Source organism: Acidovorax sp. GW835-FHT14B10, assembly GCF_058793725.1.
Genome location: NZ_JBXAGC010000002.1, coordinates 282,414 through 301,578 on the forward strand (window position 1 = coordinate 282,414; position 19,165 = coordinate 301,578).

The 19,165-nt window shown below is 67.0% G+C and carries 16 protein-coding genes; 3 read left to right on the forward strand and 13 right to left on the reverse strand.

Translation table 11 applies throughout. The annotated features are described in order from the left end of the window. Window positions 1-132: 132 nt before the first annotated feature. The 7 genes from AC1Q5S_RS03225 to AC1Q5S_RS03255 all read right to left on the reverse strand — a co-directional run bounded on the left by AC1Q5S_RS03225 (window position 133) and on the right by AC1Q5S_RS03255 (window position 9,109). Entirely contained in the window at window positions 133-1,041 is a 909-nt protein-coding gene (locus tag AC1Q5S_RS03225; RefSeq protein WP_303835989.1) for a hydroxymethylglutaryl-CoA lyase, read from the reverse strand. Between the two features lie 42 nt (window positions 1,042-1,083). Next, the gene (locus AC1Q5S_RS03230; RefSeq protein ID WP_303835991.1) at window positions 1,084-2,004 is read right to left on the reverse strand and encodes a 2-hydroxyacid dehydrogenase; all 921 of its coding nucleotides are present in this window, start codon (window positions 2,002-2,004) and stop codon (window positions 1,084-1,086) included. A 63-nt stretch (window positions 2,005-2,067) separates the two neighbouring features. Further along, a complete protein-coding gene (locus AC1Q5S_RS03235) occupies window positions 2,068-4,095 on the reverse strand; it encodes an acetyl/propionyl/methylcrotonyl-CoA carboxylase subunit alpha (protein ID WP_303835993.1) in 2,028 nt (675 codons plus the stop codon). Between the two features lie 96 nt (window positions 4,096-4,191). Then, complete coding sequence (locus AC1Q5S_RS03240) at window positions 4,192-4,932, reverse strand: DUF4126 domain-containing protein (protein ID WP_303835995.1); 741 nt, start codon at window positions 4,930-4,932, stop codon at window positions 4,192-4,194. A 25-nt stretch (window positions 4,933-4,957) separates the two neighbouring features. Further along, on the reverse strand, window positions 4,958-5,740 hold the full coding sequence (locus AC1Q5S_RS03245; RefSeq protein ID WP_303835997.1) for an enoyl-CoA hydratase/isomerase family protein: 783 nt from the start codon (window positions 5,738-5,740) through the stop codon (window positions 4,958-4,960). 16 nt (window positions 5,741-5,756) lie between these two features. Then, window positions 5,757-7,364 (reverse strand): carboxyl transferase domain-containing protein, encoded by a 1,608-nt coding sequence (locus AC1Q5S_RS03250; RefSeq protein WP_492238321.1) that lies wholly within the window; start codon window positions 7,362-7,364, stop codon window positions 5,757-5,759. 14 nt (window positions 7,365-7,378) lie between these two features. Further along, complete coding sequence (locus tag AC1Q5S_RS03255; protein WP_422203275.1) at window positions 7,379-9,109, reverse strand: AMP-binding protein; 1,731 nt, start codon at window positions 9,107-9,109, stop codon at window positions 7,379-7,381. Window positions 9,110-9,236: 127 nt separating this feature from the next. Between AC1Q5S_RS03255 and AC1Q5S_RS03260 the strand changes: the two genes are divergently transcribed. Further along, a complete protein-coding gene (locus AC1Q5S_RS03260) occupies window positions 9,237-10,340 on the forward strand; it encodes an AraC family transcriptional regulator (protein ID WP_422203273.1) in 1,104 nt (367 codons plus the stop codon). A 76-nt stretch (window positions 10,341-10,416) separates the two neighbouring features. After that, entirely contained in the window at window positions 10,417-11,085 is a 669-nt protein-coding gene (locus AC1Q5S_RS03265) for a glutathione S-transferase family protein (RefSeq protein WP_303836399.1), read from the forward strand. A 111-nt stretch (window positions 11,086-11,196) separates the two neighbouring features. Here AC1Q5S_RS03265 and AC1Q5S_RS03270 read toward each other — a convergent pair whose 3' ends face one another. Genes AC1Q5S_RS03270 through AC1Q5S_RS03280 form a run of 3 tightly spaced genes read right to left on the reverse strand, consistent with a single transcriptional unit; the run spans window position 11,197 to window position 13,092 of the window. After that, window positions 11,197-11,892 carry a DUF4197 domain-containing protein gene (locus AC1Q5S_RS03270; protein ID WP_492238322.1) on the reverse strand — a complete coding sequence of 232 codons (696 nt, stop codon included), beginning with the start codon at window positions 11,890-11,892 and terminating at the stop codon, window positions 11,197-11,199. 26 nt (window positions 11,893-11,918) lie between these two features. After that, window positions 11,919-12,629: an HAD family hydrolase gene (locus AC1Q5S_RS03275; protein WP_492238323.1), complete on the reverse strand. Its 711-nt coding sequence runs from the start codon at window positions 12,627-12,629 to the stop codon at window positions 11,919-11,921. Window positions 12,630-12,678: 49 nt separating this feature from the next. Then, window positions 12,679-13,092, reverse strand: a complete 414-nt coding sequence (locus AC1Q5S_RS03280; RefSeq protein ID WP_492238324.1) for a YchJ family protein — start codon at window positions 13,090-13,092, stop codon at window positions 12,679-12,681. Window positions 13,093-13,183: 91 nt separating this feature from the next. Between AC1Q5S_RS03280 and AC1Q5S_RS03285 the strand changes: the two genes are divergently transcribed. Beyond that, window positions 13,184-13,654 carry a DUF421 domain-containing protein gene (locus AC1Q5S_RS03285; RefSeq protein ID WP_303836407.1) on the forward strand — a complete coding sequence of 157 codons (471 nt, stop codon included), beginning with the start codon at window positions 13,184-13,186 and terminating at the stop codon, window positions 13,652-13,654. A gap of 270 nt (window positions 13,655-13,924) precedes the next feature. On the opposite strand, the gene AC1Q5S_RS03290 is transcribed toward AC1Q5S_RS03285, so the two are convergent. From AC1Q5S_RS03290 to dsrO, 3 genes are all read right to left on the reverse strand, one after another. Next, window positions 13,925-17,119, reverse strand: coding sequence for a tetrathionate reductase subunit A (locus AC1Q5S_RS03290; protein ID WP_492238325.1), 3,195 nt, complete (start codon window positions 17,117-17,119; stop codon window positions 13,925-13,927). Between the two features lie 89 nt (window positions 17,120-17,208). Next, complete coding sequence (gene nrfD / locus AC1Q5S_RS03295) at window positions 17,209-18,255, reverse strand: NrfD/PsrC family molybdoenzyme membrane anchor subunit (RefSeq protein WP_492238326.1); 1,047 nt, start codon at window positions 18,253-18,255, stop codon at window positions 17,209-17,211. A 16-nt stretch (window positions 18,256-18,271) separates the two neighbouring features. Beyond that, a complete protein-coding gene (gene dsrO / locus AC1Q5S_RS03300; RefSeq protein ID WP_303836412.1) occupies window positions 18,272-19,063 on the reverse strand; it encodes a sulfate reduction electron transfer complex DsrMKJOP subunit DsrO in 792 nt (263 codons plus the stop codon). Window positions 19,064-19,165 lie beyond the last annotated feature (102 nt).

The following is a 19,165-nucleotide window of genomic DNA, read 5'->3' on the forward strand; positions in this document are numbered from 1 at the left end:
CGGCGCTTGCCAATAGCCAAGCTATTGGCTGCGCACCGCGCCTTGCATCCCCTCCCGCAAAGGCCACTGCGCGACCCCTGGGAGATCGTAAACAGGCTCTCAGAACCTGGAGCGGGGTTGCGCCCCGGCGCGTCAGCGATTGCGCTGGTTGAGCAGGGCCACGGCCACACGCGAGTTGGGCTTGCGGCCCAGAAAATCGCTGATGTAGGCGCCGGCGTCGATGAGCTTGTCGAGGTCGATGCCGGTTGCGATGCCCATGCCATGCAGCATGTAGACCACGTCTTCGGTCGCCACGTTGCCGGTGGCTCCCCTGGCGTAAGGGCAGCCCCCCAGGCCGGCCACCGAGGTGTCGTACTGCCACACGCCCATCTCCAGCGTGGCCAGGGTATTGGCCAGGGCCTGGCCATAGGTGTCGTGAAAGTGGCCGGAAATATCGTCGATGCCGTAATGCTGCAGCGTGGCCTCGACAGCGCGCTGCACCTTGCGCGGCGTGCCCACGCCAATGGTGTCGGCCACGCCCACATGCTGCACGCCTATCTGCTTCATCAGCCCCGCCAGGTAGGCCACGCGCTCGGGCGCCACCTCGCCTTCATAAGGGCAACCCACGGTGCAGCTCATGGCGCCGCGCACGGCAATGCCGGCAGCGCGCGCCGCCTCGACCACGGGCGCAAAGCGCTCGATGCTCTCGGCGATGCTGCAATTGATGTTCTTCTGGCTGAAGGCCTCGCTGGCCGAGCCGAACACCACGATCTCGCCGGGCCGGTCCAGCACCGCTGCCTCGAAACCCTTGAGGTTGGGCGTCAGCACCGAGTAGCACACGCCAGCCTGGCGCGCGATGCCGCTCATCACCTCGTGGTTGTCGGCCATCTGCGGCACCCACTTGGGGCTCACATAGCTGGTGACTTCGATGTTCTGAAGACCTGCGTCCTGCAGGCGGTGTACCAGACCGATCTTGACGGCGGCGGGCACAGGAGATTTTTCGTTCTGCAGGCCGTCGCGCGGGCCTACATCGACGAGTTTGACGCGCTGGGGAATGTTCATGGGAAAGTCCTTGGAAATCAGCTCTTCGGGCTGGTGGCCCGGTCAGTAACCACGCCCGGCGTTCACGATACCGGCAATGGGCTCGCCCCGCGCCAGGGCGCCGATCTTGCCCACGATCTGGGCAATGCTTTCCTCGCGCAGCGTACGCGCCGAGGTGTGCGGCGTGAGGGTGATGCGCGGGTGGCCCCAGAACGCATGGTCTGCGGGCAGGGGTTCGGTGCGGAACACATCGAGCGTGGCGCCCGCCACATGGCCGCTGGCCAACAAGGCCAGCAGGTCTCCGTCCACCAGGTGTGCGCCGCGCGCCACGTTGATGACATAACCGCCGGGCAGCAGGCGGCCCAAGGTGTCCTGGTTCATCACATTGGCCGTCTCGGGCGTGAGCGGCAGCAGGTTGACCAGCACGCGGCTGGCCGCCAGAAAGGAGTGGAATTGTTCTGCGCCCGCGAAGGCGCGCACACCGTCGATGGCCTTGGGGCTGCGACTCCAGCCGTTGATAGGGAACTCGAACTGGGCCAGTGCCCTGGCCACGCGCTCACCCAGCACGCCCAGGCCCATCACACCGATGGGGAAATCGCTGCGCAGACGCGGCTTGCGGTAGCCCCAGCGGCCCGCCTTGGTGTCCGCCTCGTAGCCGTCGAACTCGCGGAAGTGGCGGATGACCGCGTGGCACACATATTCGGCCATCTGCACGGCCATGCCCGCGTCGTCCAGGCGCACCACCAGCGCATCGGGAGGCAGGCGCAGCTGGAGCAGGGCATCCACACCCGCGCCGATGTTGAACAGCGCTTTGACGCCCGCCTGCTCGTCCATGAACTGCTGGGGCGGTGCCCAGACCACGGCGTAGTCGGCCTGCGGCGCGCCGGGCTGCCACATGGAGATGTCAGCGCCGGGCAGCGCGGCAGCCAGACCCTGGAGCCAGGGCTCGGCTTTGGTGTCGGTACAGCAAAAGGTGATTTTCATGGCGCCCAAGGGTAACGGCATTGCACCCTGCGCGCTGTCACGCACGGGGTGCCCCGGTTGAACCTACGCCTTCTCGGCCACCACCAGCTTGAGCAGCTCGGCCCCTTCGGTCACCTGGTCGCCGGGTGCGTACAGCAGCTCCTGCACCACACCATCGGCCGGGGCGGCAATGGTGTGCTCCATCTTCATGGCCTCCATCACCGCCAGCGGCTGGCCCTTGGTCACGGCGTCGCCCGCCTTCACGGCAAACGACACCACCTTGCCGGGCATGGGGGCCGTCAGGCGCCCGCCCTCGGCAGCGGCCTCGCCCGCGTGGGCCAGCAGATCGATGGCGGTGATCTGGGTGGCGCCCAGCGGGGTGAATACATGGTCCACCTCACCCTGGGCATACACCGCAGCGCGCGTGCGCTGGCCGGAAAACTGCAATTCGATGCCTTGCGCCACCGCACTGAACGCCAGTGGGCCCGCCACCTGCGCGGCGCCTTCGCCCACGACCAGATGCAGGCTGCCGCCGCGCTCGTAGGTCAGCAGCGCCTTGGCATGCTCGCCACCAAACTCGAACTCAAAGCGGCGCTGCACCACGCCATGCGTGTGGAAACCATCGCGGCGGCTGAACGGGTCCACGCCTTCGCTGGCGCGCTCGCGCAGCAGCGTCTGCGCCACGGCAGCCGCGGCGGCCAGGGGCAGGCCCACGCTTTCCTGGTGGAAGAGCGCGGCCTGCTCGCGCGGGATAAGCGCGGTGTCAAGCTTGGCCTTGGCGAACGACGCGGTGCGCGCCACGCGGCGCAAGAACTGCACATTGGTCGCCAGGCCCACGATGTGGGTCTGCGCCAGCGCTTCATCCAGCCGCGCCAGCGCCTGTTCGCGCGTGTCGCCGTGCACGATGAGCTTGGCCACCATGGAGTCATAGAACGGGCTGATCGCATCGCCCTGGCGCACGCCGGAATCGACGCGCACAGCACCTCTTTCAAATGTCACACACTCAGGCAGCGCATACACGTTGAGCGCGCCGGTGGCGGGCAGAAAGTTGTTGTCGGGGTTCTCGGCGCAGATGCGCGCCTCGATGGCGTGGCCTTGGATGCGCAGGTCTTCCTGCTGGAGCGGCAAGGGCTCGCCAGACGCCACACGCAACTGCCACTCCACCAGGTCCAGGCCGGTGATCGCCTCGGTCACGGGGTGCTCCACCTGCAGGCGCGTGTTCATCTCCATGAAGTAGAACTTCATCTGCTCGGGCGCGTCGTAGCCGCCAGGCTGCTCGACGATGAACTCCACCGTGCCCGCGCCCACGTAGTTCACCGCCCGTGCGGCGGCCACGGCAGCCTCGCCCATGCGGGCGCGCAGCTCGGGCGTCATGCCGGGGGCTGGCGCTTCTTCCAGCACCTTCTGGTGGCGGCGCTGCACGGAGCAGTCGCGCTCGAACAGGTACACGCAATTGCCGTGCGTGTCGCCAAACACCTGGATCTCGATGTGGCGAGGGCGCTGCACGTATTTTTCGACCAGCACCGCGTCGTCGCCAAAGCTGTTGATGGCCTCGCGCTTGCAGGAGTCGAGCGCGGCGGCAAAGTCCTCGGCCTTGTCCACGGCGCGCATGCCCTTGCCACCGCCACCGGCGCTGGCCTTGATGAGCACGGGGTAGCCAATGCGGTCCGCCTCGCGTTGCAGCAGCGCCGGGTCCTGGTCAGCACCGTGGTAGCCGGGCACCAGGGGCACCTGGGCCTGCTCCATGAGGCGCTTGGACTCGGCCTTCAGCCCCATCGCATTGATGGCGCTGGCGGGGGGGCCGATGAAGACCAGGCCCGCGTCGGCACAGGCCTTGGCAAAGTCTTCGTTCTCGCTCAGGAATCCATAGCCAGGGTGAATGGCCTGCGCGCCCGTGGCCTGGGCGGCGGCAATGATGCGCTCCCAGCGCAGGTAGCTCTCCTTGGGTGCACTACCGCCGATGTGCACGGCCTCGTCGCACACGGCAACGTGTTTGGCATTGGCGTCGGCATCGGAGTACACGGCGACGGTTTTCACGCCCAGGCGCTTGGCGGTGGCGGCCACCCGGCAGGCGATCTCGCCGCGATTGGCGATGAGAATCTTTTTAAACATGGCGCCCTCCTGCGGCGAGATCGCCTGCGCACGCTGCGCGTGCCAAGCAATTTGCAGAAACATCCGCTGCGCGGCTGTTGTCGCCGCAGTTTGCAATCAGGATTTTTTTGAACATGTTGAGGCCACCTTGGCAGAACCAGAAAAGAAAGAGGAAAGGCGCCGCACCACGGCGCGCAGAAACTTGAACAACACCACGAGCAGCAGCACCGAAACGACCACCATCACCACCAGCGCGATGCCGAACGCCACCGGGTACTGCGTGGCCAGCCACACCACGGCCACCACCAGGCCGTCTTCAAAGAACGACAGGCCCCAGTTGGAAAAAGGCTCGGGCGAGGTGTTGGCCGCCGCGCGCGTGGTCATCTTGGTGGCCAGCGCCGTGGCCGAGAGCGAGCCGCCCAGCAGCCCCGCCGCAATCGCCATGGTGGCGTTGTCGGCGCCAAACACGCCAAAGGCCAGCGCCGCCCCCGCAGGCACGCGGATGAAGGCGTGCACGGCGTCCCAGGCACTGTCCAGCCAGGGCACCTTGTCGGCAAAGAACTCCACCAGCAGCATGCAGCCGCTGACCAGCAGCACCACCGGGTGCTGCAGCATGGCCAGGCCGGGGGGCAGCGGCATCCAGCCCAGCACGCCCATCATGCCGACCAGGAACACCACGGCATACAACCGGAACCCGCTGGCCCAGCCCAGCGCGGCGGCCAGTGCCAGCAGGCTGGGCATGTCCAGCTGCGCAGTGGCCGTGGCCGCCGCGTCGCCCACGGCCCGCGCGGTACCGCCATCGACATGCAGCCCCAGCGTGTGGAGCCACTGCACGATGTGGAGCCAGAGGGTGTCCATGATGGGGTCGCTCGGTACGGGCAACTCAGGCAAGCAGCCAGGATGGCTTGCGTTTGTGGAGGAACGACTGCACGCCCTCCTTGCCCTCGTCGCTTGCGCGAATGTCGGCAATGGCGGCCACCGTGGCGGCAATCAGGCCCGCGTTGATTTCGCGCTCGGCCACATCCATGACGAGCTTCTTGCACGCGCGCACGGCATGGGGGCTGGCGCTGGTCAATGCCTTGAGCAGTTCGTCCACTTTGGCATCGAGCTGCTCGGCGGCCACCACCTCGTGCACAAAGCCGATGCGCAGCGCCTCGGCAGCGCCAAAGCGTTCGGCCGTGAGGAAGTAGCGGTGCGCGGCGCGTGCGCCCATGGCACGGATCACATAGGGGCTGATGGTGGCCGGAATGAGGCCCAGCTTCACCTCGCTGAGGCAAAAGCCCACCGTGTCCACCGCCACGGCCATATCACAGGCGGCCACCAGCCCCATGCCGCCCGCATACACATCGCCCTGCACGCGGGCAATCGTCGGCTTGGGGCACTCGTAGATCACGCGCAGCATTTCGGCCAGCTTGGCTGCGTCCGCGAGGTTCTCCTCGCGGGTGTAGTCCGCCATGCGGCGCATCCAGTTCAGGTTGGCACCGGCGCAAAAGGCCGGGCCCTCGGCGGCCAGCACCACGGCGCGCACGTCAGCGCGTGCACCCACCTCGGTGAAGGCGGCGGTGATGTCGGCGATGACCTCGTCGCTGAAGGCGTTGCGCACCTCGGGCTGGGTCAGCGTGATAGTGGCGCAAGGGCCGTCGTAGCGGATGGAAAGAGCAGACATCGGTATTGCCTCCGGCTTACATGCGGAACAGGCCGAACTTCGTATCCTCGATCGGCGCATTGCGCGAGGCCGCCAGGCCCAGCGCCAGCACACGGCGCGTGTCGGCGGGGTCGATCACGCCGTCGTCCCACAGGCGTGCCGTGGCGTAGTAGGGGTGGCCCTGGTCTTCGTACTGGCGGCGGATGGGTGCCTTGAAGGCTTCTTCTTCCTCCATGCTCCACTGCCCCCCCTTGCCCTCGATGCCGTCGCGCTTGACGGTGGCCAGCACGCCTGCGGCCTGCTCGCCACCCATCACGCTGATGCGCGCGTTGGGCCACATCCACAGGAAGCGAGGCGAGTACGCCCGGCCGCACATGCCGTAGTTGCCCGCGCCAAAGCTGCCGCCGATGATGATGGTGAACTTCGGAACACTCGCCGTGGCCACGGCCGTGACCATCTTGGCGCCGTTGCGGGCGATGCCTTCGTTCTCGTACTTGCGGCCGACCATGAAGCCGGTGATGTTCTGCAGGAACACCAGCGGAATCTTGCGCTGGCAGCACAGCTCGATGAAGTGCGTGGCCTTGAGCGCCGACTCGCTGAACAGAATGCCGTTGTTGGCGATGATGCCGACCGCCATGCCCTCGATGCGCGCAAAGCCCGTGACCAGCGTGGTGCCATAGCGCGCCTTGAACTCGTCGAACTCGCTGCCGTCCACGATGCGGGCAATGATCTCGCGCACGTCGAAGGGCTTGCGCGTGTCCACGGGGATCACGCCGTACAGCTCTTCCGCTGCAAACACAGGAGCCACTGGGGCTTTATCGGCAGGCGCTGGAACCTTGTTCTTGTTCAAATTGTGCACTGCGTTGCGCGCCAGCTGCAATGCATGCATGTCGTTCTGCGCCAGGTGGTCGGCCACGCCCGACAGGCGCGTGTGCACGTCGCCGCCGCCCAGGTCTTCGGCGCTCACCACCTCGCCCGTGGCGGCCTTCACCAGCGGGGGGCCGCCCAGAAAGATGGTGCCCTGGTTCTTCACGATGATGGACTCGTCGCTCATCGCGGGCACATAGGCGCCGCCCGCCGTGCACGATCCCATGACCACGGCGATCTGCGAGATGCCCATGGCGCTCATGTTGGCCTGGTTGAAGAAGATGCGGCCGAAGTGGTCGCGGTCCGGGAAGACCTCGTCCTGGTTGGGCAGGTTGGCGCCGCCCGAGTCCACCAGGTAGATGCAGGGCAGGTGGTTCTGCTGCGCCACTTCCTGCGCGCGCAGGTGCTTCTTGACGGTGAGCGGGTAGTAAGTGCCGCCCTTCACCGTGGCGTCGTTGCACACGATCATGCAGTCCACGCCGCTCACGCGGCCGATGCCCGCGATCAGACCGGCGCCGGGGGCGTCGTTGTTGTACATGTTGAGCGCGGCCAGCGGCGCCAGTTCGAGGAACGGCGTGCCGGGGTCCAGCAGCATCTGCACGCGCTCGCGCGGCAGCAGCTTGCCCCGGGCCACATGCTTGGCGCGCGCGGCGTCACCGCCGCCCTGGGCGACCTTGTCGAGCTGGGCGCGCAGGTCATCGACCAGCGTGCGCATGGCGGTGGCATTGGCCAGAAAATCGGCCGAGCGGGCGTTGAGTTGGGTGTCGAGAATGGTCATGCTGTGGTGCTCTCTCAAGCGGTTTTCTGTTCGAAGAGACCCAGCAGATCCTTCATCTCGTCGCGGATCTTGAACTTCTGGATCTTGCCTGTTACCGTCATCGGAAAGGCGGTGACAAAACGGATGTAGCGCGGCACCTTGTAGTGCGCGATCTGGCCCTTGCAGAAGGCGCGAATGTCGTCTTCGGTGGGTTTCGTGCCGGGCTTGGCAATGATCCAGGCGCACAGTTCTTCACCGTATTTCTGGTCGGGCACGCCCACCACCTGCACGTCCTGCACCTGCGGGTGGCGGTACAGAAACTCTTCAATCTCGCGCGGGTAGATGTTCTCGCCGCCGCGGATCACCATGTCCTTGATGCGGCCCACGATGTTGACGTAGCCCTCGGCGTCCATGGTGGCGAGGTCGCCGGTGTGCATCCAGCCATCGGCGTCGATGGCTTCGTGGGTCTTGGCGGCGTCTTCCCAGTAGCCGTGCATCACCGAGTAGCCGCGCGTGCAAAGCTCGCCGCTCTGCCCGCGCGGCACCGCGGTGCCGGTGTCGGGGTTCACGATCTTCACTTCCAGGTGCGGCTGCACTTGGCCCACCGTCGATACGCGCTTTTCCAGCGGCGTGTCAGTGCTGCTCTGGCAGCTCACGGGGCTGGTCTCGGTCATGCCGTAGGCGATGGTGATTTCGCGCAGGTTCATCTGCTCCACCACGCGTTTCATGACCTCGGTGGGGCACGGCGAGCCAGCCATGATGCCGGTGCGCAGCGTGGATAAATCAAACTCGGCAAAGCGCGGGTGGTCGAGCTCGGCGATGAACATGGTGGGCACGCCGTGCAGGCCGGTGCAGCGCTCGTCCTGCACCGTCTGCAGCACCGTGAGCGGATCGAACCCGTCGTTGGGATAGACGATGGTGGCACCATGCGTGAGGCATGCCAGATTGCCCAGCACCATGCCAAAGCAGTGGTACAGCGGCACGGGGATGCACAGTCGATCCTCGGGCGTGAGCTTCATGCATTCGCCGATGAAGAAGCCGTTGTTCAGGATGTTGCGGTGTGTGAGCGTAGCGCCCTTCGGAAACCCCGTCGTGCCGCTCGTGAACTGGATGTTGATGGGGTCGGTGGCGCGCAAGGTGGCCGCCACCTGGGCGATGCGGGGGTCGGCCGCATCGCCGCGCGCCAGCAGGTCGGAAAAGCGCAATAGGCCCGGCTCTTCGCCACCCACGCCGGGTTCGTCGATCCAGACCACGGTGTTCAGGTGCGGCAATTGCAGCGCCTCCAGCTGGCCCGGCGTGCCATGCACCCATTCGGGCGCCAGCTCGCGCAGCATGCCCAGGTAGTCGCTGGTCTTGAAGCGCGCCATGGTCACCAAGAGCTGGCAACCCACCTTGTTCAGCGCGTATTCGACCTCGGACGTGCGGTAGGCGGGGTTGATGTTGACCAGCACCAGGCCCACCTGCGCGGTGGCCAGCTGCATCAGCACCCATTCGGCGTTGTTGTGCGACCAGATGCCCACGCGGTCGCCGGGCACCAGGCCCAGGCCCAGCAGCGCACTGGCCAGGCGGTGCGCCTCGGTCTGCAGGCCGCGGTAGGTGTAGCGCAGCCCCTGGTGCCGGCTCACCAGCGCCTCGCGCTCGGGCTGGCGGGCCACCATGTCGGCAAAAAAGGCACCGATGGTCTGTTCGATCAGCGGGGCATCGGTGGCGCCGAGGGCGTAGCTTTCCACCAGCGGTGCATTGTTCTGGGCGGCTGCAGTCATCATGGTGTTGTCTCCTGGATCGCACATCTCGGCAACAGAGGGTGGCGCACCGTAAGCATAGAAGCCTGCTCCCGCGCCAGGTTGCCACAATGGTTGCAAATCGTGCCACGTCTGCGGCACACTCTGCAGCGTGAAACCCCTTGTCTCCGTCGCTGACTATCCTGCGCAACCATCCTCTGCACCCCGCTCGCCCGCGGCTACACCCATTGCGTTTGTGCGCGCGATTGCCTTGGCTTACACGCGCCGTGAGCTGAGCCCCGACCGCGCCCTGGCCCAGGCACAAATTGCGCCGCAGCTGCTGCAAGACGACCAGGCCCGCATCACCGCGTGGCAGATGGAGCAGGTCTCGGGCGCCGCCATGCGGGAGCTGGACGACGAAGCATTGGGCTGGTTCAGCCGCCGCCTGCCCTGGGGCAGCTACGGCATGCTGGCGCGCGCGTCCATCAGCGCGCCGCAACTGGGGGTGGCGCTGGCACGCTGGTGCCGCCACCATGGTTTGATCGCCGACGACATCACGCTCACGCTGTCTGTGCAGGGCGACTCCGCCAAAATCGCCATCGCCGAGCACCGCGACCTCGGCAGCCTGCGCGAGTTCTGCCTGGTCTCGGTGCTACGCAATATCCACGGCCTGGCCTGCTGGTACATCGATTCGCGCATTCCACTGCTGTCGGCACAGTTTGGGTTTGCCGCGCCTGCGCATGCCGAGGCCTATGGCGTGCTCTTTCGCGCCCCGGCCACCTTCAACGCAGCGCAAACCTCCATCGAATTTGACGCCCGCTATCTGGCCCTGCCCCTGCGGCGCGACGAGGCGGCCCTGCGCCAGATGCTGCAGCACGCCCTGCCCCTGACGGTGCTGCAGTACCGGCGCGACCGCCTGCTGGTGCAACGCGTGCGGCAGCTGCTGGGTGCGCCGCAGACAGGGCCAGGCGGACATGGCGGGCACGCTGCGGCGGCCCTGCCGCTGCACAGTGCCGAGACCCTCGCGCATCTGCTGCATGTCTCGCCCCGCACGCTGCACCGCCAGCTCAAGGAAGAAGGCGCCACGCTGCAGGGCCTGAAAGACGAGGTGCGCCAAAGCCGCGCCATGGACCTGCTGCACCGCACCGACCGCCCCATCAAGCAGGTGGCCGAGGCTGCGGGCTTTGTCAACGAAAAGAGCTTTATCCGCGCGTTTCGCAGCTGGACGGGGCATTCGCCTGCCGAATACCGCCGCCACGCCCGAGCTGCGGCGTGAAATGCACCCTGCGTGGCAGCCATTGCGCCGCGCGCATGCCTAAACTGGTGCGCCCCCACAAGCTGTCCGCTGCACCATGATCCATCTTCACCACTGCGTCAGCGCGCGCTCCTTTCGCCCCCTGTGGATGCTGGAGGAACTGCAGCGACCCTACCAGCTGCACATGCTGCCGTTTCCGCCGCGCGCACTGGCCCGCGACTTCCTCAACGAAAACCCGCTGGGCACCGTGCCGCTGCTGGTGCACGGCGATGTGCGCATGACCGAATCGAGCGCCATGTGCCAGTACCTCGCGGCCCTGCAGCCCGAGGCGGGGTTCGACGTGCCGCCCGGCGACCCGGCCTTTGGTGCCTGGCTGAACTGGCTGCACATGAGCGACGCCACGCTCACCTTCCCGCAAACGCTGGTACTGCGCTACACCCATTTCGAGCCACCCGCGCGCCAGCAACCGCAGGTGGCCGAGGACTATGCCCGCTGGTTCCTGGCGCGCCTGCGCGCGGTGGAAAGCACCGTGGCGCACAGCGAATGGCTCTGCGCCGGCCGCTTTACCGCTGCCGACGTGGCCGTGGGCTATGCCCTGCTGCTGGCGCAACACCTGGGGCTCGCCGCGCAGTTTGGCCCCGCCACACGCGCCTACTGGCAGCGCCTGCAACAGCGCCCGGCCTTCCAGCGTGCGCTGGCCGCGCAGCACCAGGCAGCGCTGAACCAGGGCGTCTCGCCCCTGCCGTCGCCCGATATCCGCCCTTGATTGCCGTGGACCGTGCCCGCGCCAGGGTCGCCATCGATGACCCCCCCGCCATGAGCGACGCCAGATAAGCGCCAGCGCCCCATCCGATTCAAACCAGGCCCGCAGCAGCCTTTACTTCAGCGCCCCAAACACCTTCTTCAGGATGGCGCTGCCCGCCGCGGCCGGGTTCTGACGCAGCTTCTGCTCTTCCTCGCCAATCACCAGAAACAAGCCATCCAGCGTCTTGCCGGTCACGTACTGCTCGATGGTGGCGTCTTCCCTCTTCACCAGCCCAAAGCCCGCCGCCTTGCCAGCGAAAGCGTTGTACTGCTGGGCCAGGCCCACTTTCTGCGTGGCCTGGGTGACCACGGGCAGAAACTTCTGGCCCAGCGGGGCGCGGGTCTTTTCGGAAAAGAACTGCGTCACCGAGGTGTCGCCGCCGGTCAGGATGTTCTTGGCGTCGGTCACGCTCATGGTGCGCACGGCGCCCACCAGCAGGTCCTTGCCCATGGGCACGGCGGCCTCGGCGGCGCGGTTGATCGAGGTCTCCAGCCCTTCGATGCGCCGACCCTGGCCGAATTTCTTCATCAGCCTGGCGGCGTCTTCCAGGTAGCCCGGCAGCGGGATGCGCACCTTGGGGTTGTTCAGGAACCCGCCCGACTGGCCCAGCAGGCCCACGGCCGCCAGCGCGCCCTGCTCCAGCGCGGCCTTGACGCCGCTGCTGGCGTCGGCATTGCTCAAGTCCCCCAGCGACAGCGCCTGCGCCCGCGTGGTGGCCAGCAGGATCAGGGCGGCCAGGCCGGAAGTCTGGAATTGGCGTCGTTGCATGGAATGCTCCTTGGAGATGAAAACGTTCAAACGGTCCCAGTGTGCCGCGTCTGCGCCAGGCGGTGCAAGGCACCTTCATCCAGCAGCGCCGGCAGCGCGCCCATGCCGGTCATCACATGCACGGCGCCGGCTGCGCGCAGCGCCTCGGGCGAGCCGTGGCCCACGGGCGAAGGGCTGTAGCCCACCACCGTGGCGCCCGCAGCCACCCCGGCAGCGACGCCGGTCACCGTGTCTTCGACCACCAGACAGCGCGCGGGCGGCACCCCCACGGCCGCGGCCGCTGCCAGGTACACATCGGGCGCGGGCTTGGTGGCCGGCATTTCGTGGCCGCTGAAGATGCGGCCGGCAAAGTACGGTGCCAGGCCCACCTTGTCCAGCTGCATCTCGACCTTGAAGCGATCCGCCCCCGAGGCACAGGCGATGCGCCCCTGCAGCCGCGCATGGACGGCGCGCACGGCCTCCACCGCGCCTTCGATGGCCTGCAGCTCGGCCTCCAGCCGGGCGTTGCGGCGCGCGTAAAACGCAGCCATCCAGGCGTCGGTGAGCGGGCGGCCGGTGTGCGCTTCGATTCGCGCGGCCTCGCTGCGCACCGTCTTGCCGATGAAGACCCGCATGCACTCTGCGGGACTGATGGCCCAGCCGGCCTCGTTGAGCATGGCGCAGAGCACGCCGTTGGTGATGGGCTCGCTGTCCACCAGCACACCGTCGCAGTCGAACAGGATTGCTTCAAATTTCATGGATTGAGGCGCCTTATTGATCATGGTTGCAGGCCATTCTGGTTGGAAATCAGCGGCTGTCGCCATCCACGTAGAACCAGCGCCCGGCTTCGCGCACGAAACGGCTGCGCTCGTGCAGGCGCACGGCGCGCCCGGCCACGCGGTAGCGGGCCACAAACTCGACCTCGGCGTGGTCGGCATCCAGCACGCGGTGGCTGCGCACCTCCAGGCCCAGCCAATGCGCCCCGGGCTCGAACGCGAGCGTGTCCGGCCGCTGGCTGGCGTGCCAGGTGGCCCGCAGGTAGTCGCCCCGCTCCCGCACAAAGGCGCTGTAGCGCGAGCGCATCAGCCGCTCGGCGTCGGGCGCGGGCGTGGTATCGAAATGCTCGACATAGCGGCCGCAGCAGTCGGCATAGGCCAGCGGAGTGCGCCGGGGCGACAGGGCGCCACAGGGGCATGGCAAGGGGGTCGAGGGCTGGGGCATGGCGTTGCGGTGCGGGCAAGAAAACAGGTCGATTATTGAACGTAGACTGCAGCCAGCGCGGCAGCCGCCGCCGCATGCAAGGGAGATGCCGATGTTCGCGATGAGCGTGCCGTGGTGGGAGTTTGTGCTGCGCGGGGTGGTGGTCTATCTGTTCCTGCTGGTGTTTTTGCGCCTGTCGGGCAAGCGGCAGACGGGGCAGTACGAGCCGTTCGACCTGATCTTGCTGCTGATCCTGTCGAACGCCGTGCAGAACTCGATGAACGCCGGCGACAACTCGCTGGTGGGCGGCCTGATCGCGGCCAGCACGCTGATGCTGTGCCATATCGTGCTGGCGCGGCTGGGCTTTCACTTCCCACGCATCGGGCGCTGGGTGGATGGCAAGGCCCAGGTGCTGATCGACCAGGGCCAGCTCAACGAGGCGCTGATGCGCAAGGAGCTGCTGACCCCCACCGATGTGGAAGCCGCCCTGCGCGCGGGCGGTTGCCTGGACGCGCACGAGGTGGAACGCGCCACCATCGAGACCAATGGGCAGATCACGGTGGTGCTCAAGCGCCGGGGTTGATGCCAGCCAGAATTCCGATGATTTATCGACCCTAGCGCTTACCTATAAACCACTCACAGCTATTAATTAAATAGCAAATTCACAAACAATCACGCCAGCGCACACTGGACGATGATCTTTTGCACGTCGCGTACCCATGGGGTTGTCCCGCAAGGGCAGTGTCTGCGGCCGTTGCCCACTCTCGCCGCACATCAGTGTGCCTCGCAGTGGGCGCCTTGCATCCACTACCTTTGGGGGGCACAACGCAACCCATGAAACGATCGCAGGCTCTCACACCCGCTTGATGCGCACCGGTAGCCCCTGCCGCACCACCGCCCCCGACACCCAGTCGATCCACACGTTGTCCTTGGCAGGGCGCGTGGGGTCGGCAAAGCCAAGGGCGTTCAGGTTCACGCCATTGCCGTGCTGTGGGTTGTGGAGCATGGGCTTGCCGTCCACGGTGTGGACTGCGGCGCCCAGCTGCTTGTGACCGTAGCCGTATTCGATGGCCAGGGCGCCCTGGGCGATGCCGCTGCGCACCAGGGCCACCCCCTGCAGCTTGGCGCCGGGGGTGCTGACCTCGATGCGGTCGCCGTTGGCAATGCCCAGCTTGGCCGCATCCTCCTGGTTCAGGCTAATGGGGTTGTGCGGGTGCACCTGGCGCAGGCGCGAGGCGGCAATCGACATGCTGCTCATCAGGTTGGACTTGTACGAGCTCATGGTGAGCGGCCAGTCCTGCTCGGTGAATCGCTCGCGCATGCTGCTGCCGTCGGCAAAGCGGGTGGGGAACCAGGTGGGGCAGCCCACGTAGCGCTCGCCGGTCATGGAGTGGCGCATCTTGGCCAGGCCTTCGTGCCACAGCTGCACCGGAACCTTGTAGGCGGCCTTGACCTGCTCGCCCTTCCAGGCGTCGTCGATCTTGTCGAAGCGCCCGCCGCGGCTCATCACCATGGCCACGCGGCGCACTTCCTCGGGCTTGAGGCGCTTTTCCACCTCGGGCATCCAGCGGCTGACGCCGGTGAGGGCGATATCGTCGTCGCTGGCTTCGGGCACGGGCTTGCCGGCCTGGTAGGCGATGTTGCACATGCCGCGCAGGTAGAAGTCTTCGGCGCTTTCCAGGTCGAGCGGCTCGCCGTCCTTGGTGCTCATCGCGCCCTTGCCAAAGCCGGGCAGCTGCAGCTGCTTGGCCAAGGCGAAGACGAAGCTCTCGAAGCTCACGGGCTTGCCGTCGGCCGTCTTGGCGGTGGCCGCCTCCACGGTGGGCCAGCGCACGGTGCTGCTCTTGGCGATCACGTCGGCCCAGGGGGCGCCAATGCCCCAGCTTTCGTACGTGACGGTGTCGGGCACGATGTAGTCGGCCAGGGCCGAGGTCTCGTTGATGAACGGATCCACCGAGATGAACAGCGGTAGCCTCTTCGGATCCATGATGGCCTGCGCCAGCGTGTTCTCGAAGCCGCAGATGGCGTACACCGGGTTGCTCATGTGGTTGATCCACGCCTTCACCGGGTAGGGGTAGCCCAGCAGGCCGGCGGCCAGCATTTCGCTGGAGAGGCCCCCGGGCGCCGGGTACCACGGTGCCTTGGCGGGGTAGGGGTTCTGGCCGGCTTCCTTCTTGCGCTTGAACTCGCTGGTCTTCTCGTACGGGAAGCGCGTGCGCGACAGCGCCACGCCCGTGGCTTTGACCGCGCCCTCGAACTGCGCGAAGTTGTAGCGCGGGCCAGGGCCGAAGGGGCCGAACGGGCCGGCGTCCAGCACCCAGCCGCCCTTGACGTTCAGGTTGCCGATGAGGTTGTTCAGCATGGCGATGGCGTAGGCGGTGTAGAAGCCCGCGCCGCTCATGGTGCCGCCGTGCGAGTTGGCCACGGCCTGCTTGCCATGGCTGGTGAATTCGCGCGCCAGGTCTTCGATCTCGTTCACCGGCACGCCGCACAGGTCGGAGTATTCCTGCAGTGCCTTGCGGCGCGCTTCCTCGCGCAGCTTGACGAATGAGGTGCACACGGCAATCGGCTTGGGCTCTTCGGTAGCATCCGCGGCCTTGAGCGGGGTGAACTCGCGCTCCACCACCAGCTCGGCCGGCTGGGCCACGGTGTGGGGTACCAGCTTGAAGCCGCCGTTGCCATCGGCCACCTGCACCACATACACATCTTCGGCAGGGGTCTTCTCGTCCACCGGCTCGGGCATGGGCAGGCCCAGGTCGGCGCCGCGCAGGAACTGCCCATAGCGCGGGTGCTTGGGGTCGTTGATGAGCAGGTGGGTGGCGTTGCTCCAGCTGGCCTCGCCCGCGGCTGCCATGGCGGCCGGGCCAGGCTGGGTGAGGTACTTGGCGTCGTAGCGCTCGTTGTCGATGATCCAGCGAATCAGCGCCATGGCCAGCGCCAGGTCGGTGGCGGGCTTGATGGGCAGCCAGCGGTTGTTGTCGCCCGCCGCGTGGCTGGACGACATGGGCAGCACGGGCGACACCACCACGTAGCGGTAGGTGTCGTCGTCGCGCGAGCGGGCCTCGGCCAGCTCGCGGCCCATGCGCTGGAAGGGGTTGCCCGACTGCGCCGGCGCCGTGCCGATGAACAGGCCGAAGCGCGAGTTCTTCCAGTCTGGCTTGCCATGGGGTTGCCCGGCCATGTCGCCTAGCGCCGCGCCCGTGCCCACGCGGTAGGTCTGGCCGCAGTAGGAGCCGTGGTTCGAGACATTCACCGTGCCGAAGGACTGGCGCGCAAAGCGGTTGATGAGCGGCGTGCGGCCTTCGTTGGAGGCGTCGGTCACCAGCAGCTGGTTGGCCTTGGGTCCGTACTCGGGGTTCTCGGGGTCGATCAGCGTCTTCACGTCGCGGATGGCGGCCAGGCCATCCACAGGGCCTTCGCCGAACAGGTCGCCGCCCTCGCAAATTTCCTTGACCAGCTGCTCCAGCGAAATGCTCTTCCACTGGCCGGAGCCACGCGGGCCCACGCGCTTGAGCGGTGTGAGCACGCGGTGGGCGGCGGTCTGGTGCTCCAGCATGGCTGAGCCGCGTGCGCAGCTGGTGGCGCGACCCTCCAGGCCGTTGTCGCCGCCCAGCATGGCGTACACCTCGCGCACGGGCGTTTCCATGGGCGCGTGGTGGGTGGTGGCCAGCGGGTGGTAGGGGTTACCAGCCACGCGGATGATCTTGTTGTGCTCGGTGTCCACGCGCACGCGAATGCCGCACTGCGTCCAGCAGCCCAGGCAGCTGCTGGGGCTGACCACTTGGCCGGGCTGCGTGGTGAGTTGGCCCGTCACGGGGTCGATGCGGAACTCGGGCGTGAGCGAGTTGCCGCGCGTGGCGCTTTTGGTGGCGGTGCCAGAGGTGCCGGTGAGCAGCCCCTTGGCGCCCTTGGCCACGGTCTCTCCATAGCCTGCGGCAAAGGCTGCCAGGCCACCGGCCACGGCGCCACCGCGCAGCAGCAGGCGGCGGCGGTCAGCGTCGGGGTTGTTAACGGTGTCTGGGGAGGGGTGCTTGTTCTTGTCAGTCATGGTCTGCGCTTTCAAGTGCGGCGCCTGCAGGTATCACGTTAAATTTGATAGCTGCCTGCGCTTGCCGTTATTGCGTTAGAGGCCTATTTTCAGGCGGCGGTGGCCATGGGGACCTTGCGGACTGGGAACTGCTCCAGCGCCCAGCTGGCCATGGCTACCAGCGCCACGCACAGGCCCGCTATGCCCACCATGCCCAGCAGCCCGTCACCGCCCAGGGGCATGTGGTACAGGTACAGGCCTGCGCCAAACTTGGGCACACCCTGCACACCCATGAACAGCGCCCAGCGGAAGGCCCAGGCCGCTGCGGCCAGCCCCAGGCCCAACACCAGCGTGTAGCCCTTGGCGTGCAGGCGGTGGCGGCCACGCAGCAGCGCCCCCAGCACGGCCGCGCCGCCGATGGCCGAGCCGACCATCGTCAGGCGCCACACGGGGAAGTCGTTCCACAGGCGCGCCGCGGCATTGAACGAAGGGCTGTCGCCCGCCATGCCGCTGATGGCCCAGGCCAGTGCCACCACCAGCAGCGCGCCGGCCAGCGCCATGCCCATGCCACGCAGTGTCTGCAGCGCGGCAGCGCCGGGGCGCAGCGTGGCGGGCAGGAAGCGCTCCAGCACGAAAGCCGAGCCCACGGTGGCCAGCCAGCCAGTCAGCGCCAGATTGACGGGCACCCACAGCGTGTTCCACAGGGGGCGTGAGCGCACCACCATCATCTCGGCGCCGGTGTAGAAGGAAATGGTGAGCGCCGAGACCACGAGCAGCGGCGACAGCAGGCGCATCCAGCCGGGCTTGCCCAGCCACCAGGCGGCACACATCGCCACGCTGAGCGTGACGAACACGGGCAGCAGCAGCGCGCCGACCGACATCCACGACCAGGGCGTGAAGTGCGCATAAAAGTGCCAGAAGCGCGCGGGTTGGTGCAGGTCGGCCAGCAGCGACACGGGTGCGGCAATGCTGCTGACGGCCAACGTCAGCACGGCGGCGGGCAGCAGGCGCTGCAGCGTGCCGCCGTCCTTGCCCCAGGCGCACAGCGCGGCCAGGATGGCGGCGCCAGTGGCCACGCCGACCAGGAAGAAGTACTGCACGGCCCAAGGCAGCCAGGCCGCTTCATAGTGCGGGGTCAGGAGTTCGATGATTTGCATGGTGCGCTCCTTGGGCTCAGTGGTCGGACAGCAGGCGCACGCTGGCCTGGCCGTCCACGCCGTTGACGAACTCATCGGGCAGGCCGATGTAGAACACGCGCGGCGATGTGTTCATGCCGGGCTTGAGTACCTTGATCTCGTCCTTGTGCTCGGCCATGCGGCGATTGATCTCGCTGCCCTGGTCATTCAGGTCGCCGATCACGCGTGCGCCGCCCACGCAGCTTTCCACGCAGGCGGGCAGCAGGCCGACTTCCAGGCGGTGTTCGCAGAAGGTGCACTTGTCGGCGGTCTGCGTCTCGTGGTTGATGAAGCGGGCGTCGTACGGGCAGGCCTGCACGCAATAGCCGCAGCCCACGCAGCGCTCGTTGTCCACCAGCACGATGCCGTCAGTGCGCTGGAAGGTGGCCTGCACCGGGCACACGGGCACGCAGGGCGGCTCGTCGCAGTGGTTGCACAGGCGCGGCAGGCTGACCATGGCGGGCGCGCTGCCATCGGTCTTGTTGATCTCGTACTGCAGCACCGTGGTGCGGAACTGGCCGATGGGCGGCTGGTTCTCCACCGAGCAGCTCACCGTGCAGGCCTGGCAGCCGATGCACTTGCGCAGATCCACCAGCATGCCAAAGCGCTTGCCCTCCATGCCGGGGCGGCGCGGAGGCTGTGCGCCCATGCCAAGGGCGGGCGTGGGTGCGGTGACAGCAGCCACGGCCGTAGCGGGCAACGCCACCGACGCCAAGGCTGCGCCCAAAAGGTCTTGCAGAAATCCACGCTTGCTGGGCGGATTGGATGGGGTACCTGGGGTGGTAGGCATTGCAGCGCTCCTCGCTCGTTTTGCAGTGTTTGCCTTGCACGGCCCGGCCTGTCTAAGACATCAAACCGTATAAGCAACAATTTGATTTGATCTTAAGAAGCA

Excerpts from the sequence above, each read along its gene's own strand:
- nrfD (WP_492238326.1), bottom strand. The coding sequence starts at position 18,255 with ATGCAAATCATCGAACTCCTGACCCCGCACTATGAAGCGGCCTGGCTG.
- AC1Q5S_RS03250 (WP_492238321.1), bottom strand. The coding sequence starts at position 7,364 with ATGACCATTCTCGACACCCAACTCAACGCCCGCTCGGCCGATTTTCTG.
- dsrO (WP_303836412.1), bottom strand. The coding sequence starts at position 19,063 with ATGCCTACCACCCCAGGTACCCCATCCAATCCGCCCAGCAAGCGTGGA.
- AC1Q5S_RS03285 (WP_303836407.1), top strand. The coding sequence starts at position 13,184 with ATGTTCGCGATGAGCGTGCCGTGGTGGGAGTTTGTGCTGCGCGGGGTG.
- AC1Q5S_RS03255 (WP_422203275.1), bottom strand. The coding sequence starts at position 9,109 with ATGATGACTGCAGCCGCCCAGAACAATGCACCGCTGGTGGAAAGCTAC.
- AC1Q5S_RS03245 (WP_303835997.1), bottom strand. The coding sequence starts at position 5,740 with ATGTCTGCTCTTTCCATCCGCTACGACGGCCCTTGCGCCACTATCACG.
- AC1Q5S_RS03235 (WP_303835993.1), bottom strand. The coding sequence starts at position 4,095 with ATGTTTAAAAAGATTCTCATCGCCAATCGCGGCGAGATCGCCTGCCGG.
- AC1Q5S_RS03280 (WP_492238324.1), bottom strand. The coding sequence starts at position 13,092 with ATGCCCCAGCCCTCGACCCCCTTGCCATGCCCCTGTGGCGCCCTGTCG.
- AC1Q5S_RS03270 (WP_492238322.1), bottom strand. The coding sequence starts at position 11,892 with ATGCAACGACGCCAATTCCAGACTTCCGGCCTGGCCGCCCTGATCCTG.
- AC1Q5S_RS03240 (WP_303835995.1), bottom strand. The coding sequence starts at position 4,932 with ATGGACACCCTCTGGCTCCACATCGTGCAGTGGCTCCACACGCTGGGG.
- AC1Q5S_RS03225 (WP_303835989.1), bottom strand. The coding sequence starts at position 1,041 with ATGAACATTCCCCAGCGCGTCAAACTCGTCGATGTAGGCCCGCGCGAC.
- AC1Q5S_RS03230 (WP_303835991.1), bottom strand. The coding sequence starts at position 2,004 with ATGAAAATCACCTTTTGCTGTACCGACACCAAAGCCGAGCCCTGGCTC.
- AC1Q5S_RS03265 (WP_303836399.1), top strand. The coding sequence starts at position 10,417 with ATGATCCATCTTCACCACTGCGTCAGCGCGCGCTCCTTTCGCCCCCTG.
- AC1Q5S_RS03290 (WP_492238325.1), bottom strand. The coding sequence starts at position 17,119 with ATGACTGACAAGAACAAGCACCCCTCCCCAGACACCGTTAACAACCCC.
- AC1Q5S_RS03275 (WP_492238323.1), bottom strand. The coding sequence starts at position 12,629 with ATGAAATTTGAAGCAATCCTGTTCGACTGCGACGGTGTGCTGGTGGAC.